Raw genomic sequence first — 23211 nt, forward strand, 5'->3', positions numbered from 1 at the left:
GCCTCTGCCTCATGGGCGCCGACGACACTCACGGGCTGCCCACGACCTCGACGAAGCGACACTGCTTCCTTGCCAGACGTCGTCCATACACCGTCTTGTCAAAGGAATGCCGTGACCACGAACCCGCAAGAACCTGAACGCATCCTGCCGGACGAGCCATTCCCGATCGAGGTCCTGCACGATCAGGTGTGGGTGCCTGGACTGCTCCTCGCATGGCAACGATGGCCCACAGGCTGGCGCGCGTACTGCTCGTGGTCCTCGCACTTCGGTCAAGGGCAACTGGGATGGATCAACGGCGACCGGCTCCGGCCACGTGACCAGTAGCTGTGATCGATCGACCTGCCGCATCAGCAACGATCAAGACGTGCAGTCGTACTGACGGCGGAGGTCGTGCGTCCTGCCGGGTTGCCGCCTCCCTCCATGTCCGAGCCGTCCCGGATGCCACCGCTCCCTGCCGCCGGCTACCTTGCGACCTCCGCACGCGAGCTGCACGGGCGACTTCGACCTACATGACCAAACGACCGGGCGTTCACTACCGGCCTGCCGCAGTCAGGGACCCTGACTGCGTATGGCTCCGCTGACAGAGCATTGCGTACCACGGTTCACGTCGTACACAATCCCACGGAATGCGCACCGCCCAGCGACGGCGGAGCAGCTCCACCCCCGCTCGCTGAGGTGGAACAGCAGGTACAGCGTGACTCCGACGAGCAGGAGGGACACGCCATCAACACGTCGGCGTCGCGGGTGACAGCTACGGCGTCGAGCCGATGCTGAAGCCTGAGGGCTGAGGTTCGCAGTTCCGGGGACGTTGATGTATGAGTGCACGCCGACCTGGACGACCACAACGACCACAATGACCACGACGAGCAGGTAGACGGCACCAGGGCTCGTGTGGAGCGGTTGGCCGCCGTCACCAACGCTGATCGACCGGATCAGCATGGCCTCACGACGGCGGGCCTCGTGACGACCGGATCGCTTTGTGGGCGCGTGCTGCCCTGGACGCGGGGACGACCGGCGCCTCGCATCTTCGGCTGAGGCGTCACCGCTGTGGCCTCGGGACTTGTGAGCCGATCAAATGTCGACGCGGCGCGTCTCGTAGGCCCACAGGACGATCTCAACGCGGTTTCGGGCACTGATCTTGCGGATCAGGGCGGCGATGTGTGTATTGACGGCGCTGAGGTTGATCGACAGCTCATCGCCGATCTCGCCGTTGGTCCTCCCTCGAGCGGCTGCGAGCAGGACCTGATTTCGCGAGCGGTCAGCGGCTCAACGGGCTCGGGTGGCACTGGGCGCGAGCGGCTGTCAGCGAAGGAGCACAGAAGCCTCGCGGTGATGTTCGGTGCGATCAGGGCGTCGCCGCGGGCGGCGGCATGCACAGCCTGGGTGAGCAGTTCAGCGCCGGCGTCGAGCAGGAACCCGCGGGCGCCTGCCTTCAGCGTGCCGTAAACGTACTCGTCGAGGTCGAAGGTGTTGATGACGACGACAGCCAGCGGATCGGCGATGTCGGCCCCGGCGAGCTGCCGGGTGGCTTCCATCCCGTCGACCTCGGGCATGCGGATGTCCAGCAGGCACACATCGGGGCGCAGCGAACGTGCCAGCGAGATGGCCCGACGGCCGTCGGCGGCCTCGCCGACGACGGTGATCCCCGGTTGCGCGTTGAGGATCATGCACAGCCCAGCCCTGACGATGTCCTGGTCGTCGGCGACGAGGACGCGGACGGTCATGACGCGCGCACCGCCAGAGGCAGCGAGGCGTCGACGCTCCAGCCCTGTCCGGGTCGGGTCCCGCCCGCAGAGTGCCGCCGAGCAGGCTCACCCGCTCGGCCATGCCGCGCAGCCCGTAGCCGGCGGGCGCAGGGCTGGCCGTACTCGCCTCGCCGTCATCGCGCACTCGCAAGCGCACCTGACGGCGGAATGCGGTGACGTCGACAGTGATGTGCGTGGCGCCTGAGGCATGCCGCGTCGCGTTGGTGACCGCCTCGGCGGCGACCAGGTAGAGGGCGGTGCTGACTGCTGGGTCAACGGCATCGACGTCACCGGAGACCTGCACGCGGACGCCCAGCACCTCGCCTCCAGGGCGAGCGAGCCGCTCGATGTCCGCCAGGCCCCGGCGGGGGGCGAGATCAGCGTCGGTCCCCTCGCGCAGCACACCCACCAGCGCCCGCATCTCCTCTGAAGCGCCGCCACCGCCACCGTCGCGCCGCGCCGCGCTTACGAGGCGCGCGCCGGCTGAGCTCGCCAGAGTGCTGACAGCCCTACGTATGTCGGAGCAGCTCCGGAACAGACGGTCATGCACGTGCCGAATCACCGGGTTCGACTGGCCGCGTCAACACCACCCTCAATGTCGGAGCAACGATCGGCTTTCGGCCGGCCGGCTACTCCCCCGAGTTGCCCACCCTTCTGGACCTTCGGCCACCGTCCCAGAGCAACGGTCTACTCGCACCCAACACCGGACCTCGTGCACTTGCGCTGACCCGACCATCCGGTTGTCTGTGGACGAGCATGTTGTTCCGCGACAGGTCGACGCAAGAGGACCTCGTGGACTTTTAACACGAATCCGGACTTACCGGTTTTCAACGTCGATGCCACCCGCAAGCCGCCGCTTGATTCGCCTCAACTCACCGGCCTGTCTGCCGAAGAGGGTTGTGGCCGCATCAACCGCTGCTCGTCCTGTGGAGAAGACCTTGCCTCGTCGTCGTGACCGCGCTTCCTCCGTCCTGCCGCCTGTGGAGATGCCGCGGGATGTCGAGGCCGTTGAGGCGGTGATCGTTGCGCTCGACCGCGGGGTTGCCGGCGACGTCGAGGCGCACCGGGTGATGACTGGCACGCTGGTGTTGGAGCTTGGGCTGGAGTACGGGGCGGTGTGGTTGCCGGCCGGGGACGGTTCGTTTCAGCTCGCCGGAGAGTGGGGCGCTCTGGTCCCGGTCATGGGTGCCGCGGGTGCCGGCCGTCTGACCCTGGGAGCCGGTGCGGGCGATGAGGCGTTGCGTACCCGGGAGCCGGTGGTCATCGACGGGTCGACCGACCATCGGCAGTGTGCGCGCTGGGCGGCGGCCGCCGGGGGCGGCGCGCGGGCCGGCGCGTTCCTGCCGGTCATCGACGCGGGCGTGGTGGTGGCGGTCAAGGAGTTCTACACCACTGGTGTGCTGCCCTTCTTCGGGCAGCGGCGGGAGAAGTGGCACTCGCTGGAACGGCTGCTGAACAACGCGCGCCGAGCCGCGGTGCAGCGCACCCAGCTGCAGGAGACGCTGGACGACCGGGTGGCGGTGACCACCGTGGTGGCCGAGATCGGCGCGGCCTCAGATCAGCAGCAGGCGCTGCGGATCGCCCTGGACACGGTGCGGGAGGCGTTCGGCTGGGCGTACGGCTCCTACTGGGCGCTGGACCCGCAGGCCAACGTGCTCCGCTTCCAGCAGGAGTCCGGCTCGGCCGGTGAGGAGTTCCGCACGGTCACCCTGGCCGCCAGCTTCGCCGAGGGCGTGGGCCTGTCCGGGCGGGCGTGGCGGGCCCGCGACCTGTTCTTCGTCTCGGACATCGGCGAGATGACCGACTGCGTGCGCGCCCCCGCCGCCCAGCGCGCCGGAGTCAAGTCCGGCGTCTGCTTCCCGCTCGTCGTCGGCGGCAGGGTGATCGGCACGATGGACTTCTTCGTCACCGAGACCATCGAGCTGTCGGAGTCCCGGGCCTCGGCGCTGCGCAACGTGCAGCAGCTGGTGTCCCAGCGGCTGGACGTGCTGCGCCGCACCGAGGAGTCCGCGGCCAACGCCCGGGAGCTGCTGGACACCGTGTCCCGGCTGCGGGAGGCCGCCGGGGACGCCGGCCGGGTCGCGGAGTCCGCGGTCGTGCAGGCCTCCACGATGACCGGCGAGGTCGAGGCACTGGACGAGGCGTCGGCGGCGGTCGGGGAGGTCATCCGGATCATCTCCGGCATCGCCGACCAGACCAACCTGCTGGCCCTCAACGCCACCATCGAGGCCGCCCGCGCCGGCGAGCTGGGCAAGGGCTTCGCGGTGGTCGCCAGCGAGGTCAAGGACCTGGCCCGGGAGACGGCCAAGGCCACCCAGCGGGTGTCGGACCAGATCGCCGGCATCCAGGCCAGCAGCAAGGCGGTGGCCTCCGGCATCCACACCACCGGGGAGATCATCGGCCAGCTCGACGCCGTCCAGGCCCGAATGAACCAGGTGCTGGAGGAACAGGCCAGCATGGCGGCGGCCATCGACGCCGCCGGCTGACCGGCAGCCAGGTCGGCCACACGAGCCTCGCAGCAGGCGCCCGGGGGTCGGGGTCGCCGGTGGGTCACGACCGGGCCACCCGGATGGACCTCGGCGCCCTATTCGGGGGCAGGACGGTCAAGCCGATGCTCCTCCGTCAGCTGGTACCTGACCCCCGCAACGAGCTCCAGGCGATGGGCTGAGCAGACCGGAAGCAGCAGGTTCGGCTCAAAGCGGGTGTCGGTCCACAACGCCGCAGCTCCGGCCGCACAACCCACCACCCGGCACGGCTCCCTGTACATCGTCCCGCGCCTCCTCCGAGGCCCTCAGCCGGCGTGCGGAATGGCTGTACACCGGGGCCAGGCAGCTGCAGACCGGAACTCGGGCGAGCTGGGGCGCGCTCGAGAACGAGGGACGGCATCCTCCTCACCACGCCACTTCAGCGAAGTCGCTGCGAAGGTTTGAGCTGATCACCGGCCCGCAGAAGTCCCTCCAACAACGACCAGAGCGGAATCCGTGCGCGGCGTCGCGGTCTGCCCGGGGGGGAACGAAACCGCGACGCCGCCGTCACCATGGTGAGGCAGGCGGTGGGGACGGCGCCAATGCTGCGATCGGTCTGCAGGAACGGCCGCGCACGCTTCCCTCCGTGCCGGGCCAGGAAACCCGTGGAGGCCGGCGCCGCCCATCAGGACTGCGACGGGCCACTCGCTGACTCCGACGTCCATGCCGATCGCCAGTTCCGCCCGCACCCGACGGGACCCCTAGAGCACATACTCGCGGATGTACATCTATTGCCGAAAGTGATCGCTCAGCCAGACCGCCGCGCCACCTCGAAATGTGCTTCCACTTCGTCTGATCGGACAGCGCACCCGTCCCGGCCCGAGCGAATTTTTGCTCTGCCCCGCGCGCTACATCCTGGAACATTCGTGGTCATGACGGAGTTTACAACGTATCCGTGCATCCGGTCCCTGCTTCCGGCCGCGGGGTCATCCACTCGACACGGGGGCGTTCCCATGACCGGTGACGACGTATGCGAGACCGGTCGACTTCTCGGGCAGGCTGCCGCGCTGCTGGAAGCGGTCGGCTCCGATCGGGACCGGGTACCTGCCTCCGTCGCGGAGGACTGCCGTCGGGCGGCAGACCTGCTCCGGCAGGCGGCAGCCCTACCGGTGGCCGCCGCCGTGCACGCCGCCAACCCACGGGCGGCCGTCCGCGAGGCCATGGCCATGCTGTCCAGGTTGAGCGATGCGCAGCTGTCCAGTGAGCCGACGCTGACGGCGGTGCGGATCATCTGGCGCGTCTATGTGCGCATCGGCCAGCTGTGAGCGACGGGACCGACCACGATCGGGTGGTCGTTGCAGACTCGACTGGGAACCTGGGGACTGCCCAAGGCGGCCCCGGTCGACACGGTCTGCGCCCGGCCATCGAGCCGGGCGGCGACCGGCTGATCCGAGCACTCGACTCGGAGCCGGTCAACGCCATCACCGGTCAGCTGGGTGAGCTCCCGCAGCCGAGTTCTCCGGCTACCTGAGCCCTCCTCGCGAGGGAGATTCTCATAGCAATCTTCAGTGCTCACTCGCGGTGGCCGACCACGAACAAGTGCGCACCGAAAAAGCGGCCGCCGGTCGGCTCATGGGGAAAGCAGAGACGCAGCGGCTCCGCCGGATGTGGATCGGCTCGTCGCTGCGCCGTCGGTTTCTGCTCAGTGTTGGGCTGATGCTGCTGCCGCTGGTCAATCTCGCGGCCGCGGCCTGGTTCTCGGTCAGCCAGATGGCCGACAGTGCGCAACAGCTGGCCGGTGAGGCTCCGGCGACATGGCTGGAGGAGCTGGCTGCCGTGTCCGCGGTCCGCCACGAAGCGCTGCTGGCGGTCTTCGGCGTGTGCCTGGGCGGTGTCGTGCTGGCCGCCCTTGTCGGGCGCCGGCTGGCGCACTCGGTACTGGGTCCGTTGCTGGCGATCAAGCAGGCCGCTGACCAGCTGGGCCGCGGGAACCTGGCACACCGGATAGCGTCCGGGCGAGCCGATGAGCTCGGGGACGTGGCCCGCGCGTTCGACGGCATGGCGCAGCGGCTGCAGATCAGCCAAGACCAGCTCGCGCACAGCGCCACCCATGACCTGTTGACCGGGCTGCCCAACCGCAGGATGCTGCACGAACGCCTCCGGCAGGCGAGCCCGGCATCCGGACCTGCATCCGGCCTGGCGTCACAGGATGTCTGGGCGCTGCTGTTGATCGACCTGGACAAGTTCAAGGACGCCAACGACTCGCTGGGTCACTCGGCCGGTGACCAGATCCTGACCGTCATCGCGCACCGCCTGCAGCAGGCAGTACCGGAGCCCGGGCTGGTCGCGCGCCTCGGCGGGGACGAGTTCGCGGTGCTGGTGGCCCACGCCGACGGCCCGGATGGCGCGGTCGCTGGCGCCGAGCAGTGCCAGCAGCTGATCGAGAGGCCGGTGAGGGTGGCCGGCCGCGACGTCGTGCTGAGCGCCAGCATCGGCGTGGTCGCTGACCTCGGCGCCGCCGGCGGTGACCCGGAAGAGCTGCTGCGTGACGCGGATCTGGCCATGTACGCCGGCAAACGCGCCGGGGGCGGGCGTTCCCGCCTGTTCTCCCCCGATCTGCACCGCCGGGCGCTGGCACGGCTGGAACTGGAGGTGGAACTGCGCCAGGCGCTAAGCCACGGCGAGCTCCGCCCGGTCTACCAGCCGGTCATCGACCTGATCACCGGCCGCACCGTCGGGGTTGAGGCCCTGGTCCGCTGGTTCCATCCCCGTCGAGGCGTGGTGCCACCCGATGAGTTCATCCCGCTGGCCGAGGAGTCCGACCTCATCGTCGCCCTGGGCCAGCAGGTCCTCATCCGTGCCTGCACCGAGATGGCCAGCTGGCTGCGAGCCCATCCCGATGCTCTGCCGCTGATGCTCAACGTCAACATCTCCGCCCGGCAGCTGCAGCACGAAGAGCTGGTCGACCACGTCCAGGAGGCGCTGCGGATCAGTGGACTGCCCGCCGGGCAGCTGACCTTGGAGATCACCGAGACCACCGCGATGACCGATCCCGAAGCCAGTCTGCAGCGGCTGCGTGCGCTGGTCGGGCTGGGCGTGGGCCTGGCCATCGACGACTTCGGCACCGGCTACTCCTCCCTGGCCTACCTCCAGCGTTTCCCGATCCAGACCCTGAAACTGGACATGTCCTTCATCGCCGGTCTGGACACCGACCCCGACGCGGTCCGGCTCACCGGCGGCGTGCTGCGTCTGGCCGAGACACTGGGACTGCGGGTCGTCGCCGAGGGTGTGGAGAGGCCCAGCCAGGCTGACGTCCTCCGCGCCATGGGCTGCCCGGCCGTGCAGGGCTACCTCTTCGGCCGACCCGGACCGCTGACCACTGCTCTCGAGCGCTTCAGGCAGCCCGACACCCAGCTGCAGCTCACCGCCGGCAGCTGACGACACCGCGCCAACAGGGCGCGCGGGGTGAAGGTCGGGACGGCGTCGAAGGTGGCCGCGGCGCCGATACAGGCGGGGGCGCGGCGGGCGGGACGGCCAGCGCCTACGCAGAGCGCAGCGCCTTAAGGCGCATACCGGGACCGCCAAGTCGTGCCGCCGGCGAACCGAATTCACGATATGGCTGAGCTAGGGCGAAATTCAACGCCATGTCGACTCATTCGAGGCGGTCACCGAAGGTTCTCTGCTTCCCGTGCGACACGGGCGCCCCCAACAAGATTGCAGATCCTGTTCTACGTACTTTTCCTCTTGCGGCCGGAGAGCGCCGATACGGCATGACATGAGTTCTTGGAGAACCCGATGACCTCCTCCATCGCCTCGACGGCCGCCCCGGCGGCCCACCGGCCGGTTCTCACGTGGTGGGGGAACAGGTCGGTGAAGACCAAGGTCTTGAGCGTGGTGACCATCGGAGGTGTCGTGGCCACGAGCACCGGGGTCCTCGGGCTGCAGTCCCTGGGCGCCTCTTCACCGATGGCCTCCCGGGCGAGCCTTGTGCCGGCGTGCGCCAGACTCACGCAGAAGTCGACGATCTCACTCTGCGCATCCTCGAGCACGGGAATGAGCGTGTCCTGATCCCCGCGGGTGTAAGCCAACAGAAAGGCACATGCCAACTGGTGACCACGGCTTGCACGCTGAGCAGGCGACAGCTCAGTCACCTCACTGCCCATCCCGTCATCCGGATGCGCGCCCCGCGCCGGAACAATACGGTGGCACGGGGCAACGAAATGACACCCGACCAGTTGAGGTCCATGGGTCGGCCAGTACCACCCGTCTTCTTTCCTCACATCCGATGTGTGAGACGGCTCACCTGAGGCGAACACGAGATGCTCGATCTCGCCCGCCCCGAGGCCGAAGAGTCCAGCCTGGTGCACGACGGGTGTGGCAGCCGCGGGGTTGCTGGACACAGACAGGTTGATGAGCACCGACGACGAGTTCGCCGCCATGTATCGAGCGCACCACGCGGCCGTCTGCCGGTACGTCGCACGGCGGCTGAACCCGGCACAGGAGCATGAGGTGCGCGATGTGGCCGCCGAGGTGTTCACCACCGCCTGGCGTCGCCGCACCGTCGTCCCGCCGGAACCGCTGCCATGGCTCTATGGGGTGGCCCGCCGAGTCTTGGCCAATGAGCGGCGCGGGGCGCAGCGGCGCCAACGGCTGGCCGACCGACTGCTCGCCGACGCACCCGAGCAAGCAACCCCCGGTGTGGTCATCGACAGACCAGCCGTGCTCGAGGCGCTCGACCAACTCTCTCCCTCCGACCAGGAGGTGCTCGCCCTGGCGGCATGGGAAGAACTGGGACCCGCGGACATCGCCGTGGTGCTCCGCTGCTCCCGGTCGGCGGCGTCCATGCGCTTGCACCGGGCCCGTGTGCGGCTGCGCGAAGCCATGGCTGACTTTGACCCGCCGCCAGACTCCCTGGCCCGCCACCACGCACCCACTCCGGAGAGCGTCCCATGACCGATGACCTGCGACTGCTCACCGCCGCGGACCCCGCGCCCGCCACCAGGTGGCCCGATGGCCCGCTCGACGAGGATGCTGAGCGTCGCCTGCAGAACCTCACCGCCGGCGTGCGCCCGCCTGCCCGTGCCGTGCTCCATCGTGCGTTGTGGAGTGCCACCGCCGCTGGTGTCGCTGCTGTGCTGATCGGCGTCTTCCCCGGCGGATCCAGCGCCCCCGGGCCGACGTCGCCCACGACTGTGCAGCCTGTCGCGGCACCCGCACCGCTCGCCGTCACCCAGGACACGCCGGTGCCTTCGCTCGCTGAGCTTGCCGCGACCGCAGCCGCCCGGGGCGCCAACAGTCCGCCGTCGGCGGGCCGGGGTAGCCACGTTCGCGCGTGGTACCTAGGCTTTGGAGCCGAAGGCGAGGGCTTTCCAGCGGTCGTCCTGCCGGAGGAGCGGCTCTCCGAAGCCCGTGCCGACGGGGGTATGACGGTCACCCGCGTGGCGGCCGACCCCGACCGGCCCGCCGAAGTCCGGCTCAGCCCCGACGGGCCGGCGCCGACCGACGCCGAGGTGAGGACCGTCAGCGCCGCCGAACTGGCGTCCTACCCCGAAGACCAGCTACCTCCCCCCGCGGACCCGACCGCGTTGGCCGACCACCTGGCCGCCGTCGCGGCTCCCGCCCCGGCGGACCCCGCCCACCTGGTGGACGCCCTGGAACGGGTGCTGCTGCGCTGGTCGCCGGGGCCCGCCGAGAACGCAGCAATCGCCGGCTGGCTCGCGCAGCAACCTGGGTGGGCCGTCCTCGGCGCCGTCGATGACCGCCTCGGGCGGCCCGGTGTTGCCTACACGCTCGACTCCCGCCTGGACGAGAACTCGATCGCAACACGGCGAACCGTGGTCCTTGATCCCGGCACCGGCACCGTGCTGTCGATCGAGCTGTCCTTCCTCGAGGACACCGGCGAGTGGGACGTCCAGCCGTACGCCGTGATGAGCTACGTCGCCTTCGGCGTGGGCTGAGCGCATCTGCTCCTACGGCGGGGTCGGCACCCGCATCTCCCTACCCGTGAAAGGAACGGCATAGGAACCAGCCGTTGTCGACGGCCGCGGACGGCTTGCCCTTGGACAGCAGCGCTTCACTCACCTCCCACAACCGGCGGGCATCATCGGCGTTGAGCAGGGCCGAGTTCGCGTCGGCAGGGACGCTGCCAGAGGTCAGCGCGCGCCCCCGGTCATCGAGGACGGCTATGTCGTTGTCCTCTAGGTACGCGCCCGGAGAGCCGGTCGATCCTTGGGGAGAAGGATCGGCATCGCGGTGGTACAGAGCCGTCGCCTCGCGCAGCTCACCGAACTCGACCACGTCGCGGAGCCGGGCGCGTCGGGTCGTTGAGCGCCTGACACGAGGTGCAGCGCAGTACCGGCGCCGGCGGGTCCATCGGGCAGCGGTCTCGGGCCAACACGACGCTGCACGAGCCGCAGACCAGCGGGTGTCCGTCGTGATTGCCCCGCGGAAGACTGGTCAAGAGCCTCCGGCCTTGGGGGGACATGACGATGACCGGCGGATGATCCCACCGGACCGGCAGAGCGCTCACCAGCCGATCCTCGCCCACGCGCCGCTCCCCCGGCGCCTGGACCCCGGCAACACCGCCCTGGCTGGGAACAGCGCGGACCTCGACCCAGATGTTGAGCCAGTCGGGATAGAACGCGTCGACAGCCACCGGCCCGCCGGTAGCAGCGGCCCGCGGTAGCTGGCCCGGCTTCTCAAGGACGCCGGCTACCCGCCGGCCCGGCACGGCCTGCTCGGCAAGGCCGGCGTTGCCGGCGTAGTGCGCGACCACTTCGTGCGATGACAACGTAGCCAAGGAACGCTCGTCGAAGCCGCCTCGGCGGCCGCACAGCACAAGTCACCGCACAGCTTCTTGATGCCGCCGTTGAGGTGATCGTGCGCGGCGGAGTCGCCGCCGCCTTGTTCGACGCTATGGCAAAGCCCTCAGATGTCTGCCGGCCACCGTGTACCGGAGTGGCCCGACCGCGACGACCTGCTCCGCGACGCACGGGTCCGTTTCGCCGAGACATCCGTCGCCGTTCCGGACACCGGGAACCTGGACGCTGACGTCGTCGAGCTGCTGTGCGCGCCACCCGGTGACACCGTTGCCACGCCGATCGGGCGTGCGATCATCACCGCCGCGCTGACCGCCCGCCACAACGACCCGCTGCGCCGCGCCTCCAGATCGGAAGGCAGCGGGGCGTGGCACGGGGCGACGGGCTGGAGCCCCGGGGCTCCGCCGTCTCGACGAGCGACTCGTGCCCGACCAGACATCCGTCCGTAGGCGCCTGATGTGCCGCGCGATGGGACCCGACGCGGCGACCCGCTCCGAGCGTCCGATCATTCCGCGAACACAATGCCGGCAGGGCATGCCCATCCGCCGAACGACCTAGGCTCGCCCCGCAGGACAGAGAAAGTGAGGCATGTAGAGACGTTGCCGCTCGGCCCGCACCGCGGCCAGCGTCCTCGTTGGCGCACCGAGCTTGATCAGGATGTGCTCCACGTGCGTTGCGACGGTGCGCGGTGACACGAACAGCTCGTGGGCGATCTGCTGATTGGACCACCCATCCACCAACAACCCGAGCACCTCCAGCTCGCGCGGGGTCAGCCCCCGGAGGTCGGTCGCGGGGGAGAGGACGACCGTGCCCAGCAAATCTATGGACGGTTCCTCGGCGCTGGCCAGGACCGTCACGCGGACGTGCCCGTCCGGGGCGTGAGGTCCTCCGCGCGGCCACACAAACGACGTGAAGACCTGATTGTCGCGAAGACGGGAGCAAGCCAGATCCACCAGGGCCGATCCATCGGCGAGCAACGCGTCGCCATTGAGCCCGGGCAGAGGTTGCGTGGTCCCATCGCCGCGCAGCACCTTGCCCGCGGTCGCCTCCCGCACCATCCGGGCTGCGGCGGCCAGCGAGCGCAACGGGTCGATCCCGCGTGCGAGAACCGGTGTGACTCGATACAGCCGGCGCCGCACCACCAACGGCGGTGGCTCCGCGCTGCGCGATAGCAGCGCGAGGAAGCCGACGTGGCGAGTCCCGCGATCGAACAGGGCGACCGCCAAGGCCTCGTGGAAGCCGGCGGGGATGAGGCACTCGGCCCAGGTCGGCAGGTCCGCGACCGGATAGGGCAGGTCGGAGGGGCTCAGCGGAGGGCGGGAACGGTTGGTCTGGGTCACCTCGATGTCGCGGGCATTCACGGGGCCACTGAGGTAGCGCACGATGTCCTCGTCGAGGTCGACGCTGGCCAGCGAGGTGTAGCCGCTGCTCATGGGATCGGCGAGGGCCAGCCACGCGGCGTCGAAGGGGGCGAGGAGGCGGAGTCCCTCCAGCATTTCCTGCGCGCGTTCGGAAAGGGGATCAGTCGAGTTGGCGACCTCGGCTAGTGCAACGCTCGCCGTAATCTTCATCGATTGCTCCCGATGGCAGCGTCGGCAAGACGCGATGTCTCTTTTCGACATCGCCGCGCTGGACCCATTCAGAACGGAAACTACCCGAAGCGGACTGGGTAGTCCCGGCTCAGAGGCCGAGCAGTCACCGTGGTCTACCCCCCCCCCCCCCCGGACCACGGCGCGCATGCGCGGACGGACAACAGCCCGGTCCACGAAGTCACGGCAGCTCACCGCTCCGCGGCGGCGAGGAAGGACGCTTTGAGTTGCGCGGCGCCCCGGCTGCCGATCGCCGTCCCGTCCCTCTTGCAGCAGCGAAGCGGACTCCAACGACAGGACGACCGGATCCCCGGGAACCAGGAGTCGAACCGAACGCTGAGCAGGCTTCGGACGGGGCGACCGGCGTCCGAGTCATTCACCGCCGTGCCGTCGTCGGATCGACTCAGCCCTCTTTCATCAGCCGCGGCGGGATGCGCATCCCGCTGCGCAGGGCACGCACCGCGGCGGCCGTGAGGTCGCTCGTCTGCAGCGCGACCAGACTCCGTCCGAGGGAGTCCGCCACGATCGCCGCGCCCAGGTGGAGTGCCTGCCCGAGGCTCTGAATGTCGGCGACCCCTTCGACGAGGAGGCCCAGGACGCGGAGGTCGAGAACGGTGAGGCCGTGCAGGTTGCCCGGTGGAGCCAGGAGCACCGCGGCGGAGAGCTGGTCGCAGTCTGCTTGGGCGACGTCGAGCGCGGTGACCCGGATCAACTGCTCGCCGCCGACGTCGGGCGTGGGCGCGCGGAACGTGGTGTATGCCCCGCTACGGGCCAACTCGTCCAGGGCGACCGCGAGGATCAGAGAACCTGGCGCACACAGGCGGTCGTCGGGCACACCCAACAGCGGCAGAACCGCTCCTCTCCGGGTGAGCAGCACGCCCACCTCGGCCCGCCCGACGATCCTGGCGGCTTCTGCGATGTCTTTGGTGCGGCAGGAGTCGTCGGCGATCACCGTTGCGATGACCCTCCGGTCAACCGGGCGCGGCCGTGAGGGACATGCGCAAAGCATGCCGAGGGAGCCGATAGGCCGCCCTTCCGCCATGTACAGCGAGGCCGCGACGCCCCGGCGGGAACACGCCTGCAGCAGATGGTCGGCCCACGCGCGGACTCCGGACAAGTGAACCGGGGTCTGGCTGGCCAGTAGAGGCGGCCGGTCCACCTCCTCGGCAGGATTCGGCCCGCCGATGTAGTTGAGCTGGGGCGCGACCCCGCCCGTGGCGGCCAGCGGAAGGCGACTGTGCCGCTCGAGGTCGCGCACGGCGAAGCAGTCGGCATTGACGCCATGATCCGTCCGGGGTGCAGAAGGATCGTGGCGGCGCCAGTCCGGACGGGCGCAGCCGGCGCAGTGGTGCCCGCGGCCGCCACCCGCAGTCTCGAGAGCCCCAGTTCCCTTGCGCTCATCGCGGCGACCTTCCTCCGTACGTAGCTGGCCGCACGCTCCGCGCGGTCCGCATCGTCATGCAGCTCCAGGGTGAGCCGCGTGCCGGAGTTCGACATCGGCAATGCGACCGATCCACAGCACCGCCGAGCCGATATCGGTGTGTCTGCCGATATCGCTTCGTGTCCGACCGGGTTCGGATGAGCGAGCGCCTGGCACCGCGACTGCGGACCTTCCAGGGCGCGCCTTGTTGACCGAGACGAACGAGGGGGCACTCATGAAGGCAGTCGTGTACGAGGGACCGCGACAGATCAGCGTCAAGGACGTGCCGGACGCACGGATCGAGCGACCGACCGACGTGCTGGTGCGGATCACCTCGACCAACATCTGCGGCTCGGACCTGCACATGTACGAGGGCCGCACCGACTTCGAGCCCGGCCGCTGGTTCGGGCACGAGAACATGGGCCAGGTCATCGAGGTCGGCGACGGCGTGGACAAGGTGCAGGTGGGAGAGTACGTCGTCCTGCCGTTCAACATCGCCTGCGGCTTCTGTAAGAACTGCGAGCGCCAGCTCACCAACTACTGCCTCACCGCCCAGCCGGTACCCAACTTCGCCGGTGCCGCCTACGGCTTCGCCGACATGGGCCCGTGGGCCGGCGGGCAGGCCGAGCTGCTGCGCGTGCCCTGGGGTGATTTCAACTGCCTGCGGCTGGGCGAGGACGCCGAGGAGAAGCAGGCCGACTACGTGATGCTCGCCGACATCTTCCCGACCGGCTACCACGCCACCGAGATGGCCGGGGTCAAGCCGGGTGACCAGACGGTCATCTACGGCGCCGGCCCGGTCGGGCTGATGGCCGCCCTGTCGGCGACCATCCGGGGGGCGGGCAAGGTGATGGTCGTCGACCGGCACCCCGACCGGCTGCGGCTGGCCGAGTCGATCGGCGCGATCGCCATTGACGACTCGAAGGTGGATCCGGTGCAGGCTGTCCTCGATCAGACGATGGGGCTGGGTGCGGACAACGGGTGTGAGTGCGTCGGCTACCAGGCGCACGAGCCCGACGGGCAGGAGCAGGCCAACCTGACGATGAACCGGCTGGTCGCCTCGGTGCGCTTCACCGGGAAGATCGGCAACGTCGGGGTCTTCGTGCCCCAGGATCCCGGCGGCGCCGACGAGTTGGCGAAGCAGGGCAAGCTCGCGTTCGACTACGGCATGTTCTGGTTCAAGGGCCAGCACATCGGCAGCGGCCAGGCGCCGGTCAAGAAGTACAACCGCCAACTGCGGGACCTCATCGCGGCGGGCAAGGCCGAGCCGTCGTTCATCGTGAGCCACGAGCTGCCGCTGGACCAGGCGCCGGAGGCCTACGAGCACTTCGACAAGCGGGACGAGGGCTGGACCAAGGTCGTCCTGCACCCGGCGATGGCGGGGAGCTGACATGGCCGGGGAGCTCAACGGACGGCGGGTCGCCATCCTCGCGGCCGACGGCGTGGAGCGGGTGGAGCTGGAACAGCCGCGCCAGGCGCTGGAAGACGCGGGTGCGCGCACCGACGTGCTGTCGATCCACGACGGCGAGATCGCGGCACGGAACAACGACCTCGAGGACGCCGGCACGTTCGGGGTGGAAAGGCTGGTCGGTGCCGCCTCGGTCGGCGAATACGACGCACTGCTGCTGCCGGGAGGGACGGTGAACCCGGACAAGCTGCGGATGGAACCGACCGCGGTAGCGTTCGTGCGGGACTTCGTGCAGTCGGGCAAGCCGGTCGCCTCGATCTGCCACGGCCCGTGGAACTTCGTCGAGGCCGACGTCGCGCGAGGGCGGCGGCTGACGTCGTTCCCGAGCATCAGGACGGACCTGCGCAACGCCGGGGCGGAGGTGGTCGACGAGGAGGTCGTCACCGACGGCAACATCACCACCAGCCGGTCGCCGGACGACCTGCCGGCCTTCTGCGCGCGGATCGTGCAGGAGTTCGCCCGCGCCCCGCAGACCGCCGGTGTGGGCGGTGCCTCGTGACCAGCGCACTGGGGAGCGTGGCGTCGCTGGCCGCCCGGGCGGGCGGCACCGTCGTCCGCCAGGTCCGCTCGGTCTTCGAGCACGGCAACGGCGCAGGCCCGGCGAAGGCCCCGGCGTCCGGGTGGCTGGTGGTGAGCGTCTACCGCGAGCCGACGGAGATCGACGCCACCTCGCTGCCGGCGCCGCTGGCCGCGTACGGCGACCGAATCGAGACGCGGGTCCGCCCGGCACCGGGCGGCAAGGGCACCGAGCTGGCCGCCCGGTTGGTCCAGCGCTCCTCGGGGAGCGCCTCCGCTCCGGCGCGGCTGACCGGCGGCGATCCGCAGGCCGATCTGCGGTCCGCGCTGCGCAAGGCCAAGCAGCTGATCGAGGTGGGCGAGGTGCTGGCGGTCGACCCCACCCCGCACGGCAAGCGGAACGCCACGCCGGCCGGCGCGGCGCTGGAGGGGGCCACGAAGCGGGCGCCCGAGGGGGGAGTGCTGTGAAGGCGGTGACCTGGCGGGGCGTCAACGAGGTCGGGGTGGAGGACGTCCCGGAGCCGAAGATCCTCAACGACCACGACATCATCCTCGAGGTCGGCCTGTCGGTGACCTGCGGCTCGGACCTGCACCTGCTCGGCGGCTACATCCCCGCGATGCGCGCCGGTGACGTGCTCGGCCACGAGTTCATGGGCACCGTGGCCGAGGTCGGCAGGAACGTCACCAAGCACAAGGTCGGCGACCGGGTCGTGGTGGTCTCGTTCACCAGCTGCGGGCAGTGCTGGTACTGCAAGAACGACCTGTGGTCCCTGTGCGACAACGGCAACCCCAACCCGGGGATCACCGAGGCGCTGTGGGGCCAGGGGATCGGCGGCTGCTACGGGTACTCCCACGCGCTGGGCGGCTACGCGGGCAGCCACGCCCCCTACATGCGGGTGCCCTACGCCGACCAGGGTGCCTTCACGATCCCCGACGGCGTCTCCGACGAGCGGGCGCTGTTCGCCTCCGACGCGGCGCCGACCGGCTGGACCGGGGCGCACCAGGCCGAGGTGAAGCCGGGCGACGTCGTCGCGGTGTGGGGCGCCGGCGGCGTCGGGCAGATGGCCGCGCGCAAGGCGATGCTCATGGGCGCCGAGCGGGTCGTCGTCATCGACCGGCTCGACAACCGGCTGCAGCAGGTACGGCAGCACATCGGGGCGGAGACCCTGGACTACTCCGACGTCGACGTCCCCGCCGAGCTGCGGGAGATGTCCGGCGGGCGCGGACCGGACGTGTGCATCGAGGCGGTGGGAATGGAGGCGCACAGCACCGGCCCGCAGTACCTCTACGACCAGGTCAAGCAGCAGCTGCGGCTGCAGTCGGACCGGCCGACCGCCCTCCGGGAGGCCATCTACGCCTGCCGCAAGGGCGGCACGGTGTTCGCCCTCGGCGTGTTCGGCGGCCTGATCGACAAGTTCCCGATGGGGGCGGTGATGAACAAGGCGCTGACCCTGCGCGGCGCCCAGCAGCACGGGCACCGCTACATCCCGGAGATCCTCGACCTGATGAGCCGGGACGAGGTGCGCACCGAGCACCTCGCCACCCACGTCATGCCGCTCGACGACGGGCCCAAGGGCTACCGGATGTTCAAGGAGAAGGAGGACGGGTGCGTGCGTGCCGTGTTCCGTCCCGGCACGTGAGGCGGCCACGGCGCCGGGCCGGCCCGGCGCCCTGACGCTGCGGGAGGCGCCAACGCCGTGTCTACGTCGGCTCCGGGCAGCCCGAACCACTCCTGCGGCACGGCGACCCCTCCCCCAGCCGGGCCGAGCGACAGCACCGCCCCACCGGCCAGCATCCGCCGGCGTCGTCGCAGCCGCTGCGGTACCGCCGCCGTGACGTGCTGAACCAGAGCAGTACGAAGGCCCGTTGCGAACGCCGGATCCAACTCCCGTCCGGTCCCTGCCTTCATAGTCACGACTTGGCTCCTGCCGGCTTGATGGGATGATGCGCGGGCCCGTGGTCGGCCAGTGCGTCCCGCAGGCGTTGGCGGGCTCGCTGGAGCCGCGACTTTGCCGCCGCCTCGCTCAGAGAGAGCAAGGCCGCGGCCTCAGCCAGCGGCACGTCGTAAAAGACGACCAGGCTCACCAGCCGAAGGTCCTGCGGCTTGAGCCGTCGTAGTTCGGCCGCCACCCGAGGGTCCAGGTCGTGCAGTGGCTGGGTGGCGAAGGCCTGGTCAGCCGGATCGGGGCTGGTGTCGGCGCGCGGGAGCCGGTTGCGGAAGTCCCGCCATCGGCGGGCGCCCCGTCGGCTGTTGCGAGACAGGTTCGCGGTGGTGACCAGCAGCCAGGGCAGCACCGATCCCTCGACCAGCCGGACGGCGTCCCGGCGGCGCCACAGCTCCAGGAACGCCGCGGCGGTGACGTCCTCGGCGTCGTGCCGGTGCTCCAGCAACCGGCAGGCGTGGCCATAGACCCGGTCACGATGCCGGTCAACAAGCAATCCGAAGGCCTCTCCATCGCCGGCCACGCTGCGCGACCACAAGGCCTCGTCGGTGACCGGGACGCTCGTCATGCCAGGAAGTGTCCGGTCGACCCAGTTCGGATTCACATCAGCCGCGACGAGGCCGGATCGTTACGTGGGTTGATCGGAGCCGTGCGCCTGGTCAGCAAGATTCGGGCTTGTGGCGGTGCACGCGGTGGTGCGTGAATGGCCGGGGCGACGAAGGCTGGAGCGTCGTGAACAGCCCTGAAGTTCCGGGAGGCTCCTGGGTGCTCTTGTTCGCATAGCGATCGACACCGCTGATGGCACCGTGGCGAGGAGAATGTCCAATGACGCAGTCCAGCCCGGGTGGCTGGGTGCCACCGCCCGGAGTCCTGCCGGGGTGGAACTGGCTCCCTCCAGATCACGGTGTGCGACCAGACCTCGGCCGCGTGCCGCTGTGGGTGCGAGCGTGGCACCGGACACCGTTGATCGACCGGTACGCCCACGTGTGGATGTGGCGCCACGGCGGCCTGGAGATTCTGCCTTCACAGCAGGGGCCCGCCGATCCAGCCGGTGACCGCGAGCCGCTCCGCCCACGTCCGCGCAACAGTGACGGAGCAGCCGACCGCACAGACAGAGGCCGCGCCAGATGAAGCCATGCAGCGAGGTCGAACGAGGGCACCTAGCTGTACTGCCCGAACAGGTTGGTGCACCGCCGCGTGAGCGGCTGATCTTGATGTGAGGAGGGACCTCCGGGTTTGGTGTGGGAGCCGCCAAGCACCCGCGCCGACCCAAGAGGTCCCTCGTGGTCCACGGTAATGCGCCCCTGACCGAGAAGGGTCGGCTTCGGCTGGCCCGCTGCATCGTCGATGACGGCTGGCCGATCGCGCGAGCAGCTGAGCGGTTCCAGGTGTCTCGGCCGACGGCGACCCGGTGGGCGCAGCGCTATCGCGAGGCGGGGCCGGCGGGGATGGCTGACCGGTCCAGCCGGCCGGCCCGGTCACCGCGGCGCACGCCGCAGCCAGTGGTCCGCAAGATCGTGCACCTGCGGTGGAAGCAGCGGCTGGGCCCGGTCGCGATCGCCGGCCGGGTTGGCGTGGCGCCCTGGACCGTGCATGGGGTGCTGACCAGCTGCGGGATCAACCGGCTCTGGCACGTCGACCGGGTCACCGGTGAGCCGGTCCGCCGCTATGAGATGACCCGCCCCGGCGAGCTGGTGCACGTAGACGTCAAGAAGCTGGGCAACATCCCCGACGGGGGCGGCTGGCGAGCGCACGGCCCCGAGCAGGGCGGCCGCAACCGGCAGGCTCACCGCGACCCAACCCGGCCGCGGAAAGTGCACGGCCGCCCGAACCTGGGCTACTGCTACGTGCACTCCGCGGTCGATGCCTACAGCCGGCTGGCCTACTCAGAGCCCCTCGATGACGAGACCGCTGCCACCGCGCTGGCCTTCTGGGCGCGGGCGCGAGCGTTCTTCGCCAGCCACGGCATCACCGTCGAACGCGTGCTCACCGACAACGGGGCTGCCTACATCAGCCACGCCTGGCGCGATGAACACACCGCCCTGGGCATCAAGCACTCCCGCACCCGGCCCCGCCGCCCACAGACCAACGGGAAAGTCGAGCGGCTGAACCGCACCCTGATGGAGGAGTGGGCCTACCGCCGACTCTTCACCTCCGAGAGAGCCCGCCGGGCGGCCCTGTCAGGCTGGCTGCACCACTACAACCATCACCGGCCCCACACCGCCCTGGGCAACCTCCCACCCATCAGCCGGTGCATCAACGTCACCGAGCAGTACACCTAGCACGTCAGGCTGCCCGACCAGGCCACCGATCGCGGCCCAGAACCGCCCGTTACTGGGCGGCCCGCTACCCGACCGTTTTTGGGCCGATCGAGGAGCTGGTTCTCGGGCTGCCGGACGCGGTCAGACCACCGTCGGACCAGCGACAGACCGTTATTCCGCCTTGGGCACCTGGTCTGCTGGGAGCGACGTCCGCCGGCTCACCGGAGGCCGAGCGCGGGGCCTGCCACAGACGTGATCGGTCTGGGACAGTGACGCCATGAGGATCCGACAGAAGGCAACGCCTGCGACCCGTGGCTGAGCGTCCCCGCCGCTATCTCCGGCCAGGACTGTTCTCGCTGATCCATGAACGGCTGTGGGTCGTCGACGAGGAGCAGCCGGTCGCCGTCGTCCTTGACGTGGAGACCGGTGTCGCGCTCACGACGGTCGCCTGGCCGGAGCTCCCGCCACCGGCGCAGGAGAGCTGGCCGAGCGGCTGGCAGGTGCGTCCCGCTATCGAAGGCCTGTGGGTCCATCGCTCTGGCGGGCCACTACTGCTGGTCGACGAAACCGGGGTACACAGCGGTCACCTCAGCAACGGGCGGACGCTCGGCGCCGTCTCCGCGCACGGCGCGTGGTGCCTGCCCGATCGCCCGGCACAGGACATCGCCGCCACTGAGGACGCGCCACCTCGAGGCCGCGACGGCCTGCACCAGCTGTTCGTCGTACACCCGCAGCGGACCACCGCCACCGTGCTCGTCGACGCCCCAGTTCACGCGGCCCGCTCCCAGGACGGCGACATGTACCTCCAGGTCGAGACCGGGCGGTGGACCCGCCGCAACCTCGGCACACTGGACAGCTGGGACCTCATCCCAGACACCGCCTGGCTGCGCCTTCCGGCCGCGGACCCACTGCCCGACCGCCTCAGCCTGTCCACCCACCGATCCGAGCCCCCGCGAACCGCCCACCACCGCCCGGACGACGGCAGCGGCCGGCGCACCGGATCACTGTGGCTGCCCCAACTCAGCCACGGCCAAGACCCCCCCGACCCCTGGGCCACCGAACCGGAGCCCAACGGAGGCATCAACTGGTACGCCGGCTGGGTCGGACGTGGGCGGAACCGCACCGTGGCCGTGGTGGCCATCGACAGCGACACAAGCACCGAGCGCTTTCGTCTCGACCTTGGTCGAGGAACCGCCCGCGCCGTGACCGCCACTCCCGGGTGGCTGTGGCTCGCCCTCGAGCAACCACGCCCTCACGCCACCTACAGCACTCCCGCCCCGATAGCGCTCATCCGCGTACGCGCCGACGACGGCGCCGTGAAAGCCGTGTTGCCTGCCAACAGTGTTGACGTGTCCGAGCACTGCTGGTCGCTGCCCGCCCCGCCGGTTGACGCAGCCGACTACACCGCGTTCTGGAAGCGCCGGTTCGCGAACCTCGACCACTACTGGATTCACGCCGATGGCCGCGTAACCCCGCTCACCGACGGGCTCAGCGGTAGCCGCGTCGACGTGGTCGGCGCTTGGCCGGACACCGCCTTGCACATCACCTTCGACTACGCGGCACGCCCTGGACGCCGGCTGCGGAGGATCGTGCCGCTGTTCGACGAACTCGGTCGCCCCACCTCACCCGAGTACGCCGAGATCCACCTCATGGAGACCCTCGACACCAAGGACCTCCCCGATGGCAGCGCCCCCAGCGACAGCGACTGCTTGGACGTCTGACCTCGCCTCAGGGGCCGGCGTGAGGCGACGTTACTGACAGAACGTGGCGTTATCGGCAGCCATGTACGCCAGCTTCGACGGTCACATCGCTGGCACGCGGGGGGCGCTCCGTCGCGCCCGCCCTATCCCTGAGCGGCCCACTGTGGGACAGCCGATGAGCCGGACGCGCGATTGGGCGCGGAGGCGGCGACTACGCCTGCGGCTCGTTCTCGTGATGCCGGGAACCGGTCGCGCGCAGCGATCCGGGGTGGGCCTTCGCGGTGGGGTCGTGCCGGGTCTTGACCAGGCTGGCGACGGTGACGACGACGAGCACGACGACGATGACGCCCAGGCTGAGCGGGGTGGGGATCTCCGGCACGCGTGGGTCGATGTCGACGTGGGCCCAGTGCAGGATCAGCTTGACGCCGATGAACGCCAGGATGAACGCCAGCCCGGCCGACAGGTAGACGAGCCGGTCGAGCAGGCCCTTGACGAGGAAGAACAGCGCCCGCAGGCCCAGCAGCGCGAAGGCGTTGGCGGTGAAGACGATGTAGGGCTCCTCGGTCACCCCGAAGACGGCGGGGATGGAGTCGAGGGCGAACAGCAGGTCGATGCTGCCGATGGCGATGAGCACGATGAACAGCGGCGTCACCATCCGCCGGCCCTCGACGCGGGTGGTGAGCCGGCCGCCGACGTAGTCGGGGGTGACCGGCAGCAGGCGGCGGGCGGCCTTGACCATCGCGTTGTCCTCGATGTCGGGGTCCTCGTCGCGGTGTCGGAACAACTGCACGGCGGTGTAGATGAGCAGCAGGCCGAAGAGCAGGAACATGAAGGAGAACAGCGACAGCAGCGTCGCCCCGAGTGCGATGAAGATCGCCCGCATGATCAGGGCGAGGACGATGCCGAAGGTGAGCACCTTGTGCTGGTGCTCTTCGGGAACCGTGAACGTCGTCATGATGATGACGAAGACGAACAGGTTGTCGACCGACAGGCTCTTCTCCACCACGTAGCCGGCGAAGTACTCGGTGCCGGGTCCGCCGCCGTAGGCGAGGGTGAACCACACGCCGAACCCGACGGCCACCGCGATGTAGAACACCGACCACGCGGTGGCCTCGCGGAAGCCGACGCGGTGCGGGCGGACCGCGGCCAGCACGAGGTCCACCGCCAGTAGGGCCAGCACGAAGGCGATGGTGAGCGCCCAGGTCAGTCCGCTGATCTCGACCACACCGGTCTCCGTCCTGCCGCGGGTGACCTCACGCCGCTGCTCAGCGTGCCTCCGGTGGGAT

Annotated in this window: 19 protein-coding genes and 1 pseudogene; 11 read left to right on the top strand and 9 right to left on the bottom strand. The window is 69.9% G+C overall.

Annotated features, from left to right (window positions below):
* Positions 1-1071: 1071 nt before the first annotated feature.
* From MODMU_RS30365 to MODMU_RS30370, 3 genes and pseudogenes are all read right to left on the bottom strand, one after another.
* Entirely contained in the window at positions 1072-1203 is a 132-nt protein-coding gene (locus MODMU_RS30365; protein ID WP_430699195.1) for a LuxR C-terminal-related transcriptional regulator, read from the bottom strand.
* Positions 1146-1724, bottom strand: coding sequence for a response regulator (locus tag MODMU_RS17900; protein WP_014741762.1), 579 nt, complete (start codon positions 1722-1724; stop codon positions 1146-1148). The genes MODMU_RS30365 and MODMU_RS17900 overlap by 58 nt, the downstream gene beginning before the upstream one ends.
* A gap of 109 nt (positions 1725-1833) precedes the next feature.
* Positions 1834-2166: pseudogene (locus MODMU_RS30370) on the bottom strand (sensor histidine kinase); the annotation flags it as partial.
* Positions 2167-2815: 649 nt separating this feature from the next.
* Between MODMU_RS30370 and MODMU_RS17910 the strand changes: the two are divergent.
* From MODMU_RS17910 to MODMU_RS17920, 3 genes are all read left to right on the top strand, one after another.
* Complete coding sequence (locus MODMU_RS17910) at positions 2816-4231, top strand: methyl-accepting chemotaxis protein (RefSeq protein ID WP_231851890.1); 1416 nt, start codon at positions 2816-2818, stop codon at positions 4229-4231.
* 992 nt (positions 4232-5223) lie between these two features.
* Entirely contained in the window at positions 5224-5535 is a 312-nt protein-coding gene (locus tag MODMU_RS17915) for a hypothetical protein (protein ID WP_041795403.1), read from the top strand.
* A gap of 256 nt (positions 5536-5791) precedes the next feature.
* Positions 5792-7648 (top strand): putative bifunctional diguanylate cyclase/phosphodiesterase, encoded by a 1857-nt coding sequence (locus tag MODMU_RS17920; protein WP_014741766.1) that lies wholly within the window; start codon positions 5792-5794, stop codon positions 7646-7648.
* 290 nt (positions 7649-7938) lie between these two features.
* Here MODMU_RS17920 and MODMU_RS28630 read toward each other — a convergent pair whose 3' ends face one another.
* Complete coding sequence (locus MODMU_RS28630) at positions 7939-8649, bottom strand: hypothetical protein (protein WP_166503531.1); 711 nt, start codon at positions 8647-8649, stop codon at positions 7939-7941.
* Here MODMU_RS28630 and MODMU_RS17930 point away from each other — a divergent pair.
* Together MODMU_RS17930 and MODMU_RS28635 are read left to right on the top strand one after the other, a co-directional pair.
* On the top strand, positions 8621-9163 hold the full coding sequence (locus MODMU_RS17930; protein WP_014741768.1) for an RNA polymerase sigma factor: 543 nt from the start codon (positions 8621-8623) through the stop codon (positions 9161-9163). The genes MODMU_RS28630 and MODMU_RS17930 overlap by 29 nt on opposite strands.
* A complete protein-coding gene (locus tag MODMU_RS28635; RefSeq protein ID WP_166503532.1) occupies positions 9160-10167 on the top strand; it encodes a CU044_5270 family protein in 1008 nt (335 codons plus the stop codon). The genes MODMU_RS17930 and MODMU_RS28635 overlap by 4 nt, the downstream gene beginning before the upstream one ends.
* Positions 10168-10207: 40 nt before the next feature.
* Here the strand turns inward: MODMU_RS28635 and MODMU_RS28920 are convergent, their stop codons facing one another.
* The 3 genes from MODMU_RS28920 to MODMU_RS17955 all read right to left on the bottom strand — a co-directional run bounded on the left by MODMU_RS28920 (position 10208) and on the right by MODMU_RS17955 (position 13875).
* The gene (locus tag MODMU_RS28920) at positions 10208-10507 is read right to left on the bottom strand and encodes a hypothetical protein (RefSeq protein WP_014741770.1); all 300 of its coding nucleotides are present in this window, start codon (positions 10505-10507) and stop codon (positions 10208-10210) included.
* Positions 10508-11582: 1075 nt separating this feature from the next.
* Positions 11583-12599, bottom strand: coding sequence for a helix-turn-helix transcriptional regulator (locus MODMU_RS17950; protein ID WP_014741772.1), 1017 nt, complete (start codon positions 12597-12599; stop codon positions 11583-11585).
* 421 nt (positions 12600-13020) lie between these two features.
* Positions 13021-13875, bottom strand: a complete 855-nt coding sequence (locus MODMU_RS17955; RefSeq protein WP_014741774.1) for a hypothetical protein — start codon at positions 13873-13875, stop codon at positions 13021-13023.
* 397 nt (positions 13876-14272) lie between these two features.
* On the opposite strand from MODMU_RS17955, the gene MODMU_RS17960 reads away from it, so the two are divergent.
* The 4 genes from MODMU_RS17960 to MODMU_RS17975 are packed head-to-tail and all read left to right on the top strand — an operon-like array spanning position 14273 to position 17661.
* A complete protein-coding gene (locus MODMU_RS17960) occupies positions 14273-15427 on the top strand; it encodes a glutathione-independent formaldehyde dehydrogenase (protein ID WP_041795412.1) in 1155 nt (384 codons plus the stop codon).
* 1 nt (position 15428) lies between these two features.
* The gene (locus MODMU_RS17965; protein ID WP_014741776.1) at positions 15429-16004 is read left to right on the top strand and encodes a type 1 glutamine amidotransferase domain-containing protein; all 576 of its coding nucleotides are present in this window, start codon (positions 15429-15431) and stop codon (positions 16002-16004) included.
* Positions 16001-16489 carry a hypothetical protein gene (locus MODMU_RS17970; protein ID WP_014741777.1) on the top strand — a complete coding sequence of 163 codons (489 nt, stop codon included), beginning with the start codon at positions 16001-16003 and terminating at the stop codon, positions 16487-16489. Before MODMU_RS17965 ends, MODMU_RS17970 begins: the two co-directional genes overlap by 4 nt.
* Entirely contained in the window at positions 16486-17661 is a 1176-nt protein-coding gene (locus MODMU_RS17975; protein WP_014741778.1) for a zinc-dependent alcohol dehydrogenase, read from the top strand. Before MODMU_RS17970 ends, MODMU_RS17975 begins: the two co-directional genes overlap by 4 nt.
* 271 nt (positions 17662-17932) lie before the next feature.
* On the opposite strand, the gene MODMU_RS17980 is transcribed toward MODMU_RS17975, so the two are convergent.
* Positions 17933-18532, bottom strand: a complete 600-nt coding sequence (locus tag MODMU_RS17980) for an RNA polymerase sigma factor (RefSeq protein ID WP_014741779.1) — start codon at positions 18530-18532, stop codon at positions 17933-17935.
* 715 nt (positions 18533-19247) lie between these two features.
* Between MODMU_RS17980 and MODMU_RS17985 the strand changes: the two genes are divergently transcribed.
* Both MODMU_RS17985 and MODMU_RS17990 read left to right on the top strand, forming a co-directional pair.
* The gene (locus MODMU_RS17985) at positions 19248-20246 is read left to right on the top strand and encodes an IS481 family transposase (protein ID WP_041795413.1); all 999 of its coding nucleotides are present in this window, start codon (positions 19248-19250) and stop codon (positions 20244-20246) included.
* A gap of 290 nt (positions 20247-20536) precedes the next feature.
* Positions 20537-21946, top strand: coding sequence for a hypothetical protein (locus tag MODMU_RS17990; RefSeq protein ID WP_014741782.1), 1410 nt, complete (start codon positions 20537-20539; stop codon positions 21944-21946).
* Positions 21947-22136: 190 nt separating this feature from the next.
* On the opposite strand, the gene MODMU_RS17995 is transcribed toward MODMU_RS17990, so the two are convergent.
* Positions 22137-23150, bottom strand: a complete 1014-nt coding sequence (locus MODMU_RS17995) for a TerC/Alx family metal homeostasis membrane protein (RefSeq protein ID WP_014741783.1) — start codon at positions 23148-23150, stop codon at positions 22137-22139.
* Positions 23151-23211: the final 61 nt, after the last annotated feature.

It is taken from the genome of Modestobacter italicus, from assembly GCF_000306785.1.
In the GTDB taxonomy this organism is placed as follows: Bacteria; Actinomycetota; Actinomycetes; order Mycobacteriales; family Geodermatophilaceae; genus Modestobacter; species Modestobacter italicus.

What these genes read in the sequence shown, in the direction of transcription:
- MODMU_RS17900 (WP_014741762.1), bottom strand. Translation starts at nt 1,724, where the DNA reads ATGACCGTCCGCGTCCTCGTCGCCGACGACCAGGACATCGTCAGGGCT.
- MODMU_RS17910 (WP_231851890.1), top strand. Translation starts at nt 2,816, where the DNA reads ATGACTGGCACGCTGGTGTTGGAGCTTGGGCTGGAGTACGGGGCGGTG.
- MODMU_RS17915 (WP_041795403.1), top strand. Translation starts at nt 5,224, where the DNA reads ATGACCGGTGACGACGTATGCGAGACCGGTCGACTTCTCGGGCAGGCT.
- MODMU_RS17930 (WP_014741768.1), top strand. Translation starts at nt 8,621, where the DNA reads ATGAGCACCGACGACGAGTTCGCCGCCATGTATCGAGCGCACCACGCG.
- MODMU_RS28630 (WP_166503531.1), bottom strand. Translation starts at nt 8,649, where the DNA reads ATGGCGGCGAACTCGTCGTCGGTGCTCATCAACCTGTCTGTGTCCAGC.
- MODMU_RS28635 (WP_166503532.1), top strand. Translation starts at nt 9,160, where the DNA reads ATGACCGATGACCTGCGACTGCTCACCGCCGCGGACCCCGCGCCCGCC.
- MODMU_RS17950 (WP_014741772.1), bottom strand. Translation starts at nt 12,599, where the DNA reads ATGAAGATTACGGCGAGCGTTGCACTAGCCGAGGTCGCCAACTCGACT.
- MODMU_RS17960 (WP_041795412.1), top strand. Translation starts at nt 14,273, where the DNA reads ATGAAGGCAGTCGTGTACGAGGGACCGCGACAGATCAGCGTCAAGGAC.
- MODMU_RS17965 (WP_014741776.1), top strand. Translation starts at nt 15,429, where the DNA reads ATGGCCGGGGAGCTCAACGGACGGCGGGTCGCCATCCTCGCGGCCGAC.
- MODMU_RS17980 (WP_014741779.1), bottom strand. Translation starts at nt 18,532, where the DNA reads ATGACGAGCGTCCCGGTCACCGACGAGGCCTTGTGGTCGCGCAGCGTG.